This window comes from Brevibacterium sp. S111 (assembly GCF_004745075.1).
Lineage (GTDB): Bacteria > Actinomycetota > Actinomycetes > Actinomycetales > Brevibacteriaceae > Brevibacterium.
The window spans coordinates 209,829-225,258 of the sequence record NZ_RHFH01000006.1 but is presented as its reverse complement, the minus strand read 5'-3'; the positions used below and the strand labels follow the sequence as shown (position 1 = coordinate 225,258).

Here is a 15,430-nt window from a genome sequence, read left to right as displayed (position 1 = left end):
GACTCAGCCAAGCTCAGAGACAGCTTCGGATGGAAGAGTGTGGGACATGAGATGGATTCCCCGACTCCTCGCCGGTACCTGCGTGGTCGTCGCCGGCGCCCTGACGGCGGTGCCGGTGACGGCAGGACTGGCCGACCTGGTGCTCAATCCAGGACCGCAGTCGACCAAACGCAGTGCTCAGCCTGCTCTGACGTCCCAGCGCACGAACACACCGCCGACCAACCGCCCCGAGGAGTCGGCCGCTGCTGACGGCGGATCGCATCAGATCGTCGAAGGCACCATCGTCGACACCGCGGCCGCCGGCACCGACGCTGCCGGCATCGTCTCCACCGCCAGCACACTCGTTGCTGCCACCCCCGATGCCGCTCATGCTCGCGTGTCCGAGCTCGCCGCTGACCTGCAGGCCGGAGTCGCTGCTGGAGAGTTCGCCCAGGCCGACGCCGACCGGGTGCTCGCCGACATCGCCGGCTACATCCACGGCGAGCGCACCTGGCCCGAACGCCTCCCCGCCTAACCCACCCCTATTACTACTCGACGGCGGCGCAGCAACCTCGCGCGAGGTTGCTGCGCCGCCGTCGAGTAGTAATAGGGGTTTCGGGGAAGCTCACATCACGCCCACGAAACTGCGTCCGGGGAAGCGATTAGACTGGGTGGCAGTGTTAACGACGATGAAAGGCAGGGAATGACGGAGTCTTCCGCAATCACCCCCGAACAGGTGGAGCATCTGGCTTCACTGTCTCGGATCGCCATGAGCGAAGACGAGCTGAAATCGCTCGCCGGTGACCTGAGCACAATTCTGGGAAACGTCGCCAGGATCAACGAAGTGGCCGGCGACGATGTGCCCGCGACGAGCCATCCGATCCCGCTGACGAACGTCATGCGACCCGATGTCGTGGGCGAGACGCTGAGCAGCGAGCAGGCCCTGGCTTCGGCCCCGGCCGCAGCCGATGACAAGTTCCTCGTTCCGCAGATCCTCGGGGAGGTATGAGATGACAGAGATGACGAATAAGAGCGCACTCGAACTCGCGGCAGGACTGAAGTCCGGCGAGTTCTCCTCCGTCGAGGTCACTCAGGCGCACCTCGACCGCATCGCCGCCACCGAGGATGACTTCAACTCCTTCATCACCGTCACCGACGAGCTGGCACTGCAGACCGCGAAGGCCGTCGACGCCAAGCGCGCAGCCGGTGAGGACGTCCATGCGCTCGCCGGTGTGCCGGTCGCGCTCAAGGACCTCGTCGTCACCGAGGGGGTGCGCACGACCGCTGGTTCGAAGATGCTTGAGAACTGGGTGCCGCCGTACGAGTCGACGGTGCACAACAAGGTCAAGGCCGCCGGTCTGCCGGTGCTCGGCAAGACCAACCTCGACGAATTCGCGATGGGATCGACGACCGAGCACTCGGCTTTCGGTGACACCCGCAACCCGTGGAGCCTCGACCATGTTCCCGGCGGCTCCTCCGGCGGTGCGGCGGCTGCACTGGCCGGATTCCAGGCACCGCTGTCCGTGGGCACCGACACCGGTGGCTCCGTCCGCCAACCCGCCGCGTTCACCGGCACCGTCGGCGTCAAGCCGACCTACGGATCGATCTCCCGGTTCGGCATCATCGCCATGGCCTCAAGCCTCGACCAGGTCGGCCCGATGGGCCGGTCCGTCGCCGACGCCGCGGCCCTGCATGAGCTGCTGGCCGGACACGATCCGCTCGACTCGACCTCGCTGCCCGAACCGGTCGGCGGGTTCCTCGATGCCGCACAGACCAGTGACCTCAAGGGCAAGAAGCTCGGCGTGATCAAGCAGCTGCGCGGCGAGGGCTACCAGGACGGAGTGCGCGACGCGTTCTCCGCCGCCCTCGATGTCGCAGCAGCCGCCGGTGCCGAGATCGTCGAGGTCGACTGCCCGGCGATCTCCTATGCGCTCGACGCCTACTACCTCATCATGCCCTCCGAAGTATCATCGAACCTCGCCCGCTATGACGGCATGCGCTACGGTCTGCGGGTCGAACCCGAGTCCGGGCCCGTCACCGCGGAGACCGTCATGTCGGCCACCCGCGCCGCCGGTTTCGGTGATGAGGTCAAACGCCGCATCATCCTCGGCACCTACGCGCTGTCGGCCGGATACTTCGACGCCTACTACGGTTCGGCGCAGAAGATCCGCACCCTGGTCCAGAACGACTTCGCCAAGGCCTTCGAAGCCGCCGACGTCCTCGTGTCCCCGACCGCTCCGACCACCGCGCTGAAGTTCGGCGCGGAGAAGGCCGCGGATCCCATGGCCCTCTACCTCGGCGATGTCGCCACGATCCCGGCGAACCTCGCCGGCATCCCCGGTCTGTCGCTGCCGGCAGGACTGGCCGACGGTCTGCCCGTCGGATTCCAGATACTGGCCCCGGCCCGCGAAGACATCAAGCTCTACGAGGTGGCAGGACCGCTCGAAGCCGCACTCGAATCTGCCGGCGGACGTGTGCTCGACACTCTCGCGGAAGGACTGGAAGCCAAGTGAAATACGAAGACGCGATCAAGAAGTACGATCCGGTCATCGGCATCGAGGTCCACGTCGAGCTCGGCACCGCGACCAAGATGTTCGATGCCGCCCCCAACACCTTCGGCGGGGGACCGAACACGAACGTGACCCCCACGTCTCTCGGTCTGCCCGGGTCCCTGCCCGTGGTCAACGAGAAGGGCGTGGAGTACGCGATCAAGATCGGTCTGGCGCTCGGCTGCGAGATCGCCGAGACCTGCCGGTTCGCACGCAAGAACTACTTCTACCCGGACGTGCCCAAGGACTTCCAGACCAGCCAGTCCGATGAGCCCATCGCCTCCGAAGGTCAGGTCGAGGTCGAACTCGAGGACGGCACCATCGTCACCGTCCCCGTCGAACGCGCCCACATGGAGGAGGACGCGGGCAAGAACACGCATGTGGGCGGGGCCACCGGCCGCATCCAGGGCGCGGACCATTCGCTCGTCGACTACAACCGCGCCGGTGTTCCCCTCGTGGAGATCGTCACCCACCCGATCACCGGGACGGGAGAACGCGCCGCCGAGGTGGCCGCAGCCTATGTGCGCACGCTGAGGGACATCTTCCGCGCCCTCGACGTCTCCGAGGCCCGCATGGAACAGGGCAATGTCCGCGCCGACGTCAACGTCTCCCTGCGCGAGAGCCCCGATGCTCCGCTGGGCACCCGCACGGAGACGAAGAACGTCAACTCCTTCCGCTCGATCGAACGCGCCGTGCGCTTCGAGATCGCCCGCCAGGCGACCCTGCTCGAGGCCGGCGAGAAGATCGTCCAGGAGACCCGTCACTTCCACGAAGAGACCGGCGAGACCTCCTCGGGACGGCCGAAGTCCGATGCCGATGACTACCGCTACTTCCCGGAACCGGATCTCGTACCGTTGGAGCCCAGCCGCGACTGGGTCGAGCAGCTGCGGGCGACTCTGCCCGAGCTGCCGGCGCAGAAGCGTCGGCGGCTGCTCGCCGAGTGGAATTTCAGCGATCTCGAGATGCGTGACATCGTCAACGCCGGACTGCTGGAGGCCATCGAGGACACCGTGGCCGCCGGCACGAAGCCGGCCCAGGCCCGCAAGTGGTGGACCGGTGAGGTCGCCCGCCTGGCGAACCAGGAAGAGAAGCGCCCCACCGAGCTCGTCACCCCTGCACAGGTGGCCGAGCTCGTCGAGCTCATCGGTCAGGGCAAACTCAACGACAAGCTGGCCAAGGACGTCCTGTCCGGAGTCGCTGCCGGTGAGGGCGACCCCGCCGAGGTGATGAAGGCCCGTGACCTCGAGATCGTCGAGGACACCGGAGCTCTCGAAGCCGCAGTCGAGGAGGCCATCGCAGCCAACCCCGATGTGGTCGAGAAGATCAAGGGCGGAAAGATGCAGGCCATCGGTGCGCTCATGGGCCCGATCATGAAGGCCACCCGCGGTCAGGCCGATGCCGGCAAGGCCAAGGATCTCATCCTCGCGAAGATCAACGGCTGAGCTTCGACTCAGGATTGATCCAGCCACACCCTCTAGACTGTGCGTCCAAGGGAGCCGACCGGCTCCCGAGCACAGCGGAGGGTGTGGCTTTTCCGCATTCTCCTGCGGTCGCTGCCGATTCCCCTCGGCAGTCTGGGTGCCGCAGTCGTGCACCACACGCGTGGAGGTGAAACGGTGTCCGAGTGGAAGTCTCTGTGGAAGAGAGAGTGCGGGAAGACGGCCCCGATCTATCGGGTCCTCGTGCCCGAGAGCGTCAACGACGACGTCATGCGCGCGTGGAATGCCCGCGGCTACCGATACACGGCAGGAGCGCCGAGCGCGATCATGCTCACCGGCGGGATGGGCCGCAACTTCTTCCGCTCGAGTGTTCTCTTCAAAGGCGGCACCGCCGCCGGTACGGCCATGACCGCCGGATTCGCCGCACCCGGAGGGATCGCCCTGCTGTCAGGGTTCGGGGACGCGGCACTGACCTTCGGCGGGATGGGAGCGGCCACAGCGGTGGGCACCGGTATCTTCGCCGCCGTCACCGGGCCGAAATACCTGCGTGATCCGAAGCGCCTGAGCCGGAAGAATCGTTCCACGGCCACCGGCGCCCGCTGGATCACCCCGGCCAGCCTCGGCTATGTCGCCGGGCGCAAAGACGGGCGCGACACCGATGAGCAGCGTCTGTTCCACCTGGCCGTGATGATCGCCCGCAAGATCGTTCGGACCCGTGCGTGGACCCATCCGATCCTCAGAGACCATGTCTCGCGAGTCGACCTCGACCATGCTGTGGCATCCGTGGGCATCCGTCTGCAGGAACTCGTGAGCCTGCGGGAGGAGATCGAGGGCATCCGTGATGCGGGAACCGCGAAGTCGGTTGAGACCTATCTGCAGAAGCTGGCCGTCGCCTTCACCTCGATGGCGCATCGAGTCGAGTCGATGTACGAGTACTATGAACGGCTGCTGGAACTCGACGAGCAGCTCATGCTGCTGCACAACTCCGAACGCTCACGCGAACTCGGTGACCGCGTCCTCGACGTGCTCTCCCGCACCGCCGCCGACGATTCCGCCGACTGGCAGTTCCGGGAGCTGCGCATCGATGCGGAATCACAATCGTCGATCATCTCCGGTCTCGTCGCTGAACTCGACGAGACGGCCGATGACTTCGACGACTTCGACACCCGACTGGCCGCGGCACAGAAGTCGATCGACGAACTCGAGGCCTGAGTCCATCGACGAACTCGAGGCCTGAGTCCATCGACGAACTCGAGGCCCGATCTCCTCAGTGTCCGAAGGGGTCCGGGTCGACTCCCGGCATCCAGGAACGGCCGGGTTCGTTGTAGCCGTGGGCCGCCTGCGCACTTTTCCACTTCTTCGACCAGCGTTTGTCCAACCGGTCGACGTAGAGAGTCCCCTGCAGGTGGTCGTACTCGTGCTGCATGATGCGGGCGAACCAGCCTTCGGCGGTGAGCGTCACCGGCCGTCCCGATTCATCGACGCCGTTGACGGTGACCCGGTCGGCGCGCTTGAGGGGGAAGTCGAGACTGGGCACCGATAGGCACCCCTCGGACTCGTCCTCGGGATCCGGGCGGGTATCGGGGACTTTCGAGGCGATGAGGATGGGGTTGACGAAGGTGCCGCGGCGGCGGACGCCGTGATCGTCATCGGCGTTGAAGACGAAGATAGCCTTGCCGACGCCGATCTGCGGTGCGGCCAGGCCGACGCCGTTGCTGGCGTCAAGCGTCTCGTGCATGTCAGCGACGAGCGCGGCGAGAGCCTCGTCGAACTCGGTGATCTTCTCGGCCCGGCGATGCAGAACGGGCTCGCCGTAGACGACGATGGGATGAATAGCCATGAGCACAATCGTATCGGTATCGACGTCCGCGCCGCGCCCGGCACCCGTGCTGCCGCGGGCGCGAGAAGCCGGTCCCGATTGCTCAGCGGTTGAAGGGTCGTATGCGATCGACGTTCACGAGTCCTCGCCGCAGGAACGCCGAATGTTACACGATAAGTCGAATGGTTTCGCCGCGAGCGAACACGGATTGTTGAGCAACAATTCTGGGAACATGTTCAGGGGAGGCGTGGTTAAGATGAGCACAAGCCGTCTCGGACCACGAGATGCCAGCTGTCGCTCAATCCCTGTCTCAGCAGGTCTGCCAAACAGTGAGGGCCTGTGGCGGTGGGTGAATACAGAAGCGTGAAAGGACTTACATTGACCATCTTCAACAATGTCTCCGACCTGGTCGGCCGTACGCCGCTGATCCGCGTCAACAAGGCCAGCGAGCGAACCGGTGCCGAGATCGTCGCCAAGCTCGAGTCGTACAACCCCGGCAATTCCGTCAAGGACCGGATCGGCGTGGCCATGATCGACGCGGCAGAGAAGTCGGGTGAGCTCAAGCCCGGCGGCACGATCGTCGAGGCCACCTCGGGCAACACCGGCATCGCGTTGGCGATGGTCGGCACCTCCCGCGGGTACCAGGTGAAGCTGACCATGCCGGAGTCGATGTCGAAGGAGCGTCGTGCACTGCTGCGCGCTTTCGGTGCCGAGCTCGTCCTCACCGACAAGGCCGAGGGCATGAAGGGCGCTGTCGCCAAGGCTGAGGAACTCGCCGCTGACGGCGCTGTGCTCGTGCGCCAGTTCGAGAACCAGGCGAATGCTGAGATCCACAAGTCGACCACCGGCCCCGAGATCCTCGCCGACACCGACGGCAAGGTCGACATCTTCGTCTCCGGCATCGGCACCGGCGGCACCATCTCCGGTGCCGGCGCTGCCCTGCGCGAGGCCAACCCCGACGTCAAGATCGTCGCCGTCGAACCCGCCGCCTCGCCGCTGCTGACCGAAGGCAAGGCCGGCCCGCACGCCATCCAGGGCCTCGGCGCGAACTTCGTCCCCGGCATCCTCGACACCGAGATCTACGACGAGGTCGTCGCCGTTGAGAACGATGCCGCCATCGACCGTGCCCGTGAAGTCGCGAAGGAAGAGGGGCTGCTCGTGGGCATCTCCTCCGGTGCCGCGCTCGTTGCCGCCGAGGCGGTCGGCGCCCGGCCGGAGAACGCCGGCAAGCGCGTCGTCGCGATCCTGCCCGACTTCGGTGAGCGCTACCTGTCGACCCCGCTGTTCTCCGAGTACCTCGACTGACACCGAGGCATCGGCATGAGGGCGTCAAACTCCGGTTTGGCGCCCTCGCTGTCTCGGATCTGTCGACGAGAACGAGGCGGCACGGCCCGACCGAAGCGCAGCGACACACCGAGGCCGCACACCGAGGTGGCGCAGGTGCAGAATCAAAGCAGACCAGACACGACGAGTGAGCACGAGGACGGACATGATGAAAGCACTGTGGACGGCGGCCGCTGCGGCCGCGGGAGCGGCGGTCTATGGGCTCAGCCGCCCCGAGGTGCGCAAGACCCTGCGCGAAGACCTCGAGACCGTGCGCCGGCGTGATCCCGCGGCGACGAGTGATTTCGTCTCCTTGGTCTCGTATCCGGGAATGCACGCGATCTGGGCTCACCGCGGACTGCACAGGCTCTGGCAGCGCGATTCCGGCAAGACCCCGGCGCGTCTCATGTCGCAGATGGTGCGCACGCTCACCGGGGTCGAGATCCACCCGGGAGCGAAGATCGGCCGTCGGTTCTTCATCGACCACGCCAATGGAGTCGTCATCGGCGAGACCTCGGAGATCGGCGATGATGTCATGCTCTACCACCAGGTGACGCTCGGCGGCACCTCGATGGCGCAGACGAAGCGGCATCCGACGATCGGCAATCATGTGCTCATCGGCGCGGGGGCGAAGATCCTCGGTCCCGTCGTCGTCGGCGACAATTCTGCTGTCGGCGCCAACGCCGTCGTCGTCAAGGACGTCGCAGCGGATTCGAGTGCCGTGGGGATTCCCGCGACGGTGCGCGCGAAGAGGAAGCCCGACGCCGTCGTCGAGGAGACGGGGGCCGCCTCCTCCGCCTCTGGCGGCGCGAAGTCCAGCGCGGATGCCGCTGACTCGACGTCCTCCGCGGACGCGGAGAGCGCAGCGAAGTACCCGGACTTCGTCCTCGAGGATCCCGCGCTCTGGATCTGACCTCAGCCGAGCTTCCCGCGAAGTGCCCCGCCTCGGAGGTGGGGCACTTCTGTGTTCTCAGCCTCGATCGGTCCCCGTCCTCAGCCTCGATCGATCCCCGGGAATACTTCCATGACCATGTCTGTTAAGCTTTCAACTAGTTACTTCAAAATTGAAGCTAGTGAACGCAGTCCCGAGAAGCAGGAGCAGACATGGAATTCGGAATCTTCACCATCGGGGATGTCACGACCGACCCCACCGACGGCACCACGGTCAGCGAACACCAGCGGATCAAGAACACCGTGGAGATCGCGAAGAAGGCGGAAGAGGTCGGCCTCGACGTCTTCGCCACCGGCCAGCATCACAATCCGCCGTTCGTGGCTCCCGCGAACCCGCCGGTGCTGCTGGCCAATATCGCCGCACAGACACAGACGCTCGAACTCTCCACGGCGACCACGCTCATCACCACGACCGACCCCGTGCGCATCGCCGAAGACTACTCGTACGCCCAGCACCTCTCCGACGGCCGCATCAGCCTCATCATGGGGCGCGGCAACACCGGGCCCGTCTACCCCTGGTTCGGCAAGGACATCCGCTCGGGTGTTCCGCTGGCCGTCGAGAACTACAACCTGCTCTACCGTCTCTGGCGGGAGAAGAACCTCGATTGGGAGGGCAAGTTCCGCACTCCTCTCAACGGCTTCACCGTCACGCCCACTCCGCTGGACGAGGTTCCGCCCTTCGTCTGGCACGGTTCGATCCGCAGTCCCGAGATCGCCGAACAGGCCGCTTACTACGGTGACGGGTTCTTCCACAACAACATCTTCTGGCCCACCTCGCACACCGCCCGGATGGTCCAGCTGTACCGGCAGCGTTTTGAGTACTACGGGCACGGCACAGCGAGCCAGGCGATCGTGGGCCTCGGCGGACAGGTGTTCATGCGCAAGAACTCTCAGGATGCCGTGCGCGAATTCCGGCCCTACTTCGACAACGCCCCGGTCTACGGCCACGGCCCCAGCCTCGAGGACTTCTCGACTCAGACCCCGTTGACCGTCGGCTCGCCGCAGCAGGTCATCGAGCGGACCCTGGGCTTCCGGGACTGGGCCGGGGACTACCAGCGCCAGCTGTTCCTCATCGACCATGCCGGGCTGCCGCACAAGACCGTGCTCGAGCAGCTCGACCTCCTCGGCGAAGAGGTCATCCCGGTGCTGCGTGAGGAATTCGCGAAGGGTCGGCCCGCCGATGTCCCCGACGCCCCGACCCACGAATCGCTCGTCATCCGCCACCGCGAGGGCCGCGACCCGGTCCCCGGCGGCGCACCCGGTTCGCGAGCATACGAGGATCGGCAGGCACGCGCCGCCGAAGCGAAGAAGGAAGGAGCCGACCAGGCATGAGCACGCAGACGATGAAGATCGTGGCCGTGAACACCTCGCTCAGCGAGGACTCGACCACACTCAAACTCACCGAACGGATCCTCGCCACAGCCGCCTCGGTGGGGGAGTCCGTGGGCACCGAGGTGGACACCGAGATCATCAACGTCCGCAGCCTCGCCACTGCGCTCACGGATATGACCCTGACCGGCTTCCGGTCCGAAGCGCTGGAGGCGGCGTTCACGACGGTCGCGAACGCGGACGCCATCGTCTCGGTCGCCCCCGTCTACAAGGCCGCCCCGGTCGGGCTGCACACACTGTTCTGGCAGCTCATCGACGATCGGACGCTGGCACGCACCCCCGTGCTCATCGCCTCCACCGGCGGCACCGCCCGACATTCCCTGGCCGGGGACGCGGTGCTGCGGCCGATGCTCGCCTATCTCAAGGGCATCGTCGTGCCGACCACGGTCTTCGCCGCCACCGACGACTGGGGTTCCGTCGAAGGCGGCCGGGCGCTCAATGCGCGCATCCGGCAGGCCGCCGAAGAGCTCGTCTCGCTGACCGCGAGCCTGACCGGGCTCGGAGTCGATGACCTCGCCGAGGCGGACGACCCGGAATCCGCGCCCGCACGATCCGTCTTCGGCGCGGTTTCGGGTGAGCGCGGCGGAGATGAGTTCGACCCCGAACGCATCACTCCGTTCGCGCAGCTGCTCGAGGGCTGAGATGACCGAGATCAGATTCGGCCTCGGCCGGGAGGCCCTGGCGCAGAACGCCTGGCGGACCTACTTCGAGACATCGCAGCGGGTCCGCCAGGCCCTCGAGGCGCAGCTGAAGAACGATGCGGGTCTGACCGTCAGTGACTACAACACGCTCCTCCTGCTGTGGGAGGCGCCCGAGCGGACGCTGACGATGAGTGCCCTGGCCAGGAAACTCGTGTTCTCGCCGTCGCGACTGAACTACCGGATCAAGGTCCTCGAAGACTCGGGGCTGGTGACGAAGACTCCGTGTCCCGAGGACGGGCGTGCCCACAATGTGGCGCTCACCGAGGCCGGGGCGCAGGCGTTCCTCGCCGCCGGATCGCAGCACAAGGACTATGTCGACGAGATCTTCTTCGAGCATGTCAGCGATGAGGAGCTTGAGGTCCTCCAGTCGGTGTTCGCGCGGATCGGACGCGCTCTGCCTGAGTGACGAGGCCGGTCATCTCAGAGTGATGAAGGTCTCGGCGCCGGTTCGGGCGGCGTGTCAGAATGAGGGCATGTCCATCACCACGATCGCATTCCCGAATTCCGAGCTCCGCAACCGGGTGATCGCCCAGATCCCCGCCCACCAACGGGCCAATGTCGACCTCGTCGTCTTCTCCGATGCCGAGCGTTCGCCGAAGCTCAGCCACGATGACGTCGACGTCGTCGTCCTGCCGTATCTGAATTCCGGCCCGACCATCGAGATGCTCGACGAGCTGACGAACCTGCGGCTCGTCATCACCCAGACGACCGGTTACGACCCCGTGGCGCATCTGCCCGAGCGCGGCATCGAGGTCGCGACCGCCTCGGGAGTGCACACCGGAGGAACCGCCGAGCTCGCGCTCGCCCTGACCCTGGCGAGCCTGCGCGGCATCGATGACGCCGTGCGCTCACAGGTCTCCCGGACGTGGGAGCATCACCGGTACCGGTCCCTGCAGGATCGTCGGGTGATGATCGTCGGCGTCGGCGAGATCGGTTCGGCCATCGCCGACCGATTCGACCCGTTCGAAGTTCAGCTCACCCGTGTCGCCTCGAGTGCGCGTGAGGACGACCGCGGCAAGATCCACGGCGTCGATGAGCTGCCCCAGCTGCTTCCCCACACCGAGGTGGTCGTGCTCATCACCCCGCTCAACGAGGGCACGCACCACCTCGTCGATGCCGAGTTCCTCGGACTGCTGCCCGACAATGCGCTCATCGTCAATGTCGCCCGCGGCAAGGTCGTCGATACCGACGCTCTCGTGGCCGAGCTGACGACCGGGCGCCTCCACGCCGCTCTCGACGTCACCGACCCCGAGCCGCTGCCGCGGAATCACCCGTTGTGGGGGACGCCGAATACGCTCGTGACTCCGCATGTCGGCGGGGACACCTCGGCCTTCGAGCCGCGGGTCGTGAAGATCCTCGCCGAGCAGGTCCGCCGGATCAACGACGGTGAGAAACCGGTCAACCTCGTCAAGATCTGAGGCACCGACAATAGGTCATGAGAGCCTGACCTAAGCAGGGTCGAATCGTCGGCTGAGCGACCGACTCTCGCATGGTGCCCAGGAGAGGTTCCACCATGCGAGAGTCGGGCGTGCGGATGCTGGAATCGGGCGTAGCATGCCTGCATGAGCATCGATACGAACACGAACACCCCCGACATCAAACCCCGTTCCCGCGATGTCACCGATGGGCTCGAAGCCACCGCTGCGCGCGGCATGCTGCGCGCCGTCGGCATGGGCGACGACGACTGGGTCAAACCCCAGATCGCCATCGCGACCTCGTGGAACGAGATCACGCCCTGCAATATGTCGCTGCAGCGCCTCGGCCAGGCCTCCAAAGAAGGTGTCCACGAGGCCGGCGGCTTCCCGTTGGAGTTCGGAACCATCTCGGTCTCCGACGGCATCTCCATGGGCCATGAGGGCATGCACTACTCGCTGGTCTCCCGCGAGGTCATCACCGACTCCGTCGAAACGGTGATGAGTGCCGAGCGGCTCGACGGTTCGGTCCTCATGGCCGGCTGCGACAAGTCGATTCCCGGAAAGCTCATGGCCTCCGCCCGCCTCGGGCTGTCCAGCGTGTTCCTCTACAACGGTTCGATCATGCCGGGGACGGCGAAGCTCTCGGACGGCTCGGAGAAGGAAGTCACCCTCATCGACGCCTTCGAAGCCGTCGGCGCCTGCCGGGCGGGGACGATCACCCAAGGTGACGTCGACGCCATCGAGCGCGCCGTCTGCCCCGGTGAGGGTGCCTGCGGCGGAATGTACACGGCGAACACCATGGCCTCTGCGGCCGAAGCCATGGGCATGTCGCTGCCCGGCTCGGCCGCCCCGCCGGCCATCCACCGCAACCGCACGATGTTCGCGCGGAAGTCTGGCGAAGCCGTCGTCGAACTGCTGCGTCGCGGCATCACGACGAAGGACATCATCACGCGCGAATCGCTGCACAATGCGATCGCCGTGGTCATGGCCTTCGGCGGCTCGACCAATGCCGTGCTCCACCTGCTGGCCATCGCCCACGAGGCCGGTGTCACCCTCGAGCTCGACGACTTCAACCGCATCGGCGATAAGGTCCCGCACCTGGGCAACGTCAAGCCCTTCGGCCAGTACGTGATGAACGACGTCTTCAAGATCGGCGGCGTGCCCGTGATCATGAAGGCCCTGCTCGACAACGGGCTGCTCAACGGCGACTGCATGACGGTGACCGGCAAGACCGTGGCCGAGAACCTCGAGTCCATCAACCCTCCGGACCCGGACGGGAAGATCCTGCGGGCCCTGAACAATCCGATCCACGCCACCGGCGGTCTCACCGTGCTGCAGGGATCGCTGGCACCCGAAGGTGCCGTGGTGAAGTCGGCCGGCTTCGACGCCGACGTCTTCGAAGGCACGGCGCGCGTGTTCAACCAGGAGAAGCCGGCCATGGACGCCGTGCTCAACGGTGAGCTGAAGAAGGGCGATGTCGTCGTCATCCGCTATGAGGGTCCCAAGGGCGGCCCCGGAATGCGCGAGATGCTCGCGATCACCGGAGCCATCAAGGGCGCAGGAATCGGCAAGGACGTCCTGCTGCTCACCGACGGCCGATTCTCCGGAGGATCGACCGGTCTGTGCATCGGCCACATCGCTCCCGAGGCCGTCGACGGCGGCCCGATCGCACTCGTCGAGGACGGGGACCAAATCACCGTCGACATCGCCGCTCGCTCCATCGAGCTCCACGTCGATGAGGAGGTGCTCGCCGAACGTCGCAAGACCTGGACGATCCCGGACAACCACCGCCTGACCGGTGTGCTCGGCAAGTACGCGAAGCTCGTGCAGTCGGCGTCGAAGGGCGCGGTCTGCTTCTGAGCATGTCCTGATCAGCCGCTGACCGTCGTCCGCGGCAGAACGAACACCAGCGCCGAGGTGGCGCAGACGATTCGTCTGCGCCACCTCGGCGCTTCTGTGCGTTTTCCGTTGGCACTGCCGAAGCAGGGAGAGGGAACGGAGGAAGCAACTGGGGCCGCTGCCTGTCGGCAGCGGCCCCAGCCACTCAGACGAGAATCACCTGAGGATCACTTGAGCTTGTCAGATCCCTTGACGTATCCGATCTTCGTCCAGTCGGGGCTTTCGAAGCCGAAGGCGCCGTAGTTGGCGAGGTCGGGGTTGACGACGAAGAAGTCGTAGGACTGCCACAGCGGGATGACGCCGGCGACGTCCCAGAGCTTATCGTCTGCCTGATTCATCAGATCTGCTCGCTCGTCTTCATCGGTGGAAGTCGCTGCCTTGTTGAGGAGCTTGTCGACTTCCTTATCACCGATGTTGCTGAAGTTCTGGCCGCCATTGGTCTTCCAGATCGAGTCGCCGCTGGAGAGGAACGGGTTGCCTGAGTAGCCGAACAGCGTCATATCGTACTTGCCGGGATCGATGTACTTGGCGAAGAGATCCGTCGGCGGAACCTTGTGCTCCTTGACTGTGACACCGATCTCCTTGAGGTTCTCCTGGACAACGGGCAGGACTGCTTCGTTCGTCTTCGAACCGTCGTTGTAGACGTATTCGAGTGTGATCGGCTCGCCGTCCTTCGTCGCCTTGCCCGAGTCGTCGTACTCGTAGCCGGCGTCTTCGAGCATCTTCTTTGCGGCGTCCGCGTCAGCATCGGCGCGACCGTCAGAGGTGTCCTTGTACCCGTTCTGATTGGTCATGAGCATGCGGTTGTTGAGCTGCTCGGTGTCCTTCGGGTAAGGCATCGTCGAGTTGACCGAGAGGAAGATCTCCTTGCGGTCGAGGGTCTTGAAGACCGCCTGGCGCAGAGTCTCATCAGCCAACGGTCCGCCCTTTTCACCGTTGAGAGTGATGTGGCTCCAATCCGGTGCTGATGCGCGGCGCAGTTCGGCACCATTGTCGATCATCGGCTTGACGACAGAGTATTGGGCAGGAACCGTGGTCTCAATGGCATCGAGCTGTCCGTTCTGGAAGCTTGAGGCCGCTGCCGAAGGATCTTCGATCGTGGTGATGAGGACAGAATCCAGGGGAGCCTTGTCTCCCCACCAGTTGTCATCGGGCTCCATCTGGACGGTCTTGTTCTTCGAATCGATCTTCTTGACCTTGTACGGTCCTGCGGTGACCTTCGGACCATCGACCCACGCATCGTTGAAGGTCTTTGCATCCTTGACGAGAGAGTCGGGGGCAACGTCGGCCAGCCCCTTCCAGTCCGCGTAAGGTTCTTTGAACGTCACCCTGGCAGTGAGGTCGTTGTCGCCTTTCTCGATCTTCTTGACCTGGTCATAGCCCTCGGAGGACACGATATTGTAGTCCTCCTTCGACCCGTCCATCGTCTTGAAGACATTTTCAATGGACTTGTAGTCGATCGGAGTGCCGTCCGACCACTTCATACCCTCGTTGAGTTCGATCTCGACGACGAGAGGATCCTCGGAGACCACGTCGAGGCGTTTCGTGTAGTTCTTGTTCGGGACGACCTCGCCATCGGCCGTGTAGCTGTACAGATCGGGATAGATCATATCCATCATGTCGTTGGTATTGGTCTCGTATCCGTCGAGATTGAGGATGTTCCAGTTCGCGGGGAACGCATTGTTCGTCAGTCGCAGGTCGCCTCCGTCGCCGACCTCACCGCGGTCTTTCGCATTGATCTCATTGGCGCTGGCGTCGAGCGCATTGTCATCGCCGTCCTTGCCGCCGCCTTCGGGTGCTTGAGAACACCCTGCCAGCGCGAGACCCGCGATTGCCATGGCGGCGACTCCGCAGGTGAACTTCTTTCTGAGAATCATTTTCTGCATCTCCTTTGATTTCGAGGCCGCCGCCTTGCGACGGTATTCGGCCGGTGCGGGGCTGAGAAGCTGAGCCGGTGGTGTCCTCA

At 65.0% G+C, this 15,430-nt stretch carries 14 protein-coding genes; 12 read left to right on the top strand and 2 right to left on the bottom strand.

Going from position 1 to position 15,430, the window contains the following annotated elements; all coding sequences use genetic code 11:
- The first annotated feature begins 46 nt into the window (after window positions 1-46).
- The 5 genes from EB836_RS09115 (at window position 47) to EB836_RS09095 (ending at window position 5,179) form a co-directional block, all read left to right on the top strand.
- Complete coding sequence (locus EB836_RS09115; RefSeq protein ID WP_135539607.1) at window positions 47-514, top strand: hypothetical protein; 468 nt, start codon at window positions 47-49, stop codon at window positions 512-514.
- A gap of 168 nt (window positions 515-682) precedes the next feature.
- The gene (gene gatC / locus EB836_RS09110) at window positions 683-988 is read left to right on the top strand and encodes an Asp-tRNA(Asn)/Glu-tRNA(Gln) amidotransferase subunit GatC (protein ID WP_135539605.1); all 306 of its coding nucleotides are present in this window, start codon (window positions 683-685) and stop codon (window positions 986-988) included.
- A gap of 1 nt (window position 989) precedes the next feature.
- Window positions 990-2,492, top strand: coding sequence for an Asp-tRNA(Asn)/Glu-tRNA(Gln) amidotransferase subunit GatA (gene gatA / locus EB836_RS09105; protein ID WP_135539603.1), 1,503 nt, complete (start codon window positions 990-992; stop codon window positions 2,490-2,492).
- Entirely contained in the window at window positions 2,489-3,970 is a 1,482-nt protein-coding gene (gene gatB, locus EB836_RS09100; protein ID WP_135539601.1) for an Asp-tRNA(Asn)/Glu-tRNA(Gln) amidotransferase subunit GatB, read from the top strand. Before gatA ends, gatB begins: the two co-directional genes overlap by 4 nt.
- Before the next feature lie 174 nt (window positions 3,971-4,144).
- Window positions 4,145-5,179: a hypothetical protein gene (locus EB836_RS09095; RefSeq protein WP_240689764.1), complete on the top strand. Its 1,035-nt coding sequence runs from the start codon at window positions 4,145-4,147 to the stop codon at window positions 5,177-5,179.
- 55 nt (window positions 5,180-5,234) lie between these two features.
- Here EB836_RS09095 and def read toward each other — a convergent pair whose 3' ends face one another.
- Window positions 5,235-5,807, bottom strand: coding sequence for a peptide deformylase (gene def, locus EB836_RS09090; protein ID WP_135539599.1), 573 nt, complete (start codon window positions 5,805-5,807; stop codon window positions 5,235-5,237).
- 357 nt (window positions 5,808-6,164) lie between these two features.
- On the opposite strand from def, the gene cysK reads away from it, so the two are divergent.
- The 7 genes from cysK to ilvD all read left to right on the top strand — a co-directional run bounded on the left by cysK (window position 6,165) and on the right by ilvD (window position 13,425).
- Complete coding sequence (gene cysK, locus EB836_RS09085; protein WP_135539597.1) at window positions 6,165-7,091, top strand: cysteine synthase A; 927 nt, start codon at window positions 6,165-6,167, stop codon at window positions 7,089-7,091.
- A 187-nt stretch (window positions 7,092-7,278) separates the two neighbouring features.
- The gene (gene cysE, locus EB836_RS09080) at window positions 7,279-8,022 is read left to right on the top strand and encodes a serine O-acetyltransferase (RefSeq protein WP_135539701.1); all 744 of its coding nucleotides are present in this window, start codon (window positions 7,279-7,281) and stop codon (window positions 8,020-8,022) included.
- Window positions 8,023-8,213: 191 nt separating this feature from the next.
- A complete protein-coding gene (locus EB836_RS09075; protein ID WP_135539595.1) occupies window positions 8,214-9,392 on the top strand; it encodes an LLM class flavin-dependent oxidoreductase in 1,179 nt (392 codons plus the stop codon).
- The gene (locus EB836_RS09070; protein WP_240689762.1) at window positions 9,389-10,090 is read left to right on the top strand and encodes a CE1759 family FMN reductase; all 702 of its coding nucleotides are present in this window, start codon (window positions 9,389-9,391) and stop codon (window positions 10,088-10,090) included. Before EB836_RS09075 ends, EB836_RS09070 begins: the two co-directional genes overlap by 4 nt.
- A 1-nt stretch (window position 10,091) precedes the next feature.
- Window positions 10,092-10,556, top strand: coding sequence for a MarR family transcriptional regulator (locus tag EB836_RS09065; protein WP_135539593.1), 465 nt, complete (start codon window positions 10,092-10,094; stop codon window positions 10,554-10,556).
- A gap of 67 nt (window positions 10,557-10,623) precedes the next feature.
- Window positions 10,624-11,568, top strand: coding sequence for a 2-hydroxyacid dehydrogenase (locus EB836_RS09060; RefSeq protein WP_135539591.1), 945 nt, complete (start codon window positions 10,624-10,626; stop codon window positions 11,566-11,568).
- Window positions 11,569-11,712: 144 nt separating this feature from the next.
- Window positions 11,713-13,425, top strand: coding sequence for a dihydroxy-acid dehydratase (ilvD, locus tag EB836_RS09055; RefSeq protein WP_135539589.1), 1,713 nt, complete (start codon window positions 11,713-11,715; stop codon window positions 13,423-13,425).
- A 206-nt stretch (window positions 13,426-13,631) separates the two neighbouring features.
- Here ilvD and EB836_RS09050 read toward each other — a convergent pair whose 3' ends face one another.
- Complete coding sequence (locus EB836_RS09050) at window positions 13,632-15,341, bottom strand: ABC transporter family substrate-binding protein (RefSeq protein ID WP_135539588.1); 1,710 nt, start codon at window positions 15,339-15,341, stop codon at window positions 13,632-13,634.
- Window positions 15,342-15,430 lie beyond the last annotated feature (89 nt).

Bases quoted from the DNA above. Each gene is read 5' to 3' on its own strand.
- EB836_RS09115 (WP_135539607.1), top strand. From the start codon at position 47: ATGAGATGGATTCCCCGACTCCTCGCCGGTACCTGCGTGGTCGTCGCC.
- gatC (WP_135539605.1), top strand. From the start codon at position 683: ATGACGGAGTCTTCCGCAATCACCCCCGAACAGGTGGAGCATCTGGCT.
- gatA (WP_135539603.1), top strand. From the start codon at position 990: ATGACAGAGATGACGAATAAGAGCGCACTCGAACTCGCGGCAGGACTG.
- def (WP_135539599.1), bottom strand. From the start codon at position 5,807: ATGGCTATTCATCCCATCGTCGTCTACGGCGAGCCCGTTCTGCATCGC.
- cysE (WP_135539701.1), top strand. From the start codon at position 7,279: ATGAAAGCACTGTGGACGGCGGCCGCTGCGGCCGCGGGAGCGGCGGTC.
- EB836_RS09075 (WP_135539595.1), top strand. From the start codon at position 8,214: ATGGAATTCGGAATCTTCACCATCGGGGATGTCACGACCGACCCCACC.
- EB836_RS09070 (WP_240689762.1), top strand. From the start codon at position 9,389: ATGAGCACGCAGACGATGAAGATCGTGGCCGTGAACACCTCGCTCAGC.
- EB836_RS09065 (WP_135539593.1), top strand. From the start codon at position 10,092: ATGACCGAGATCAGATTCGGCCTCGGCCGGGAGGCCCTGGCGCAGAAC.
- EB836_RS09060 (WP_135539591.1), top strand. From the start codon at position 10,624: ATGTCCATCACCACGATCGCATTCCCGAATTCCGAGCTCCGCAACCGG.
- ilvD (WP_135539589.1), top strand. From the start codon at position 11,713: ATGAGCATCGATACGAACACGAACACCCCCGACATCAAACCCCGTTCC.
- EB836_RS09050 (WP_135539588.1), bottom strand. From the start codon at position 15,341: ATGATTCTCAGAAAGAAGTTCACCTGCGGAGTCGCCGCCATGGCAATC.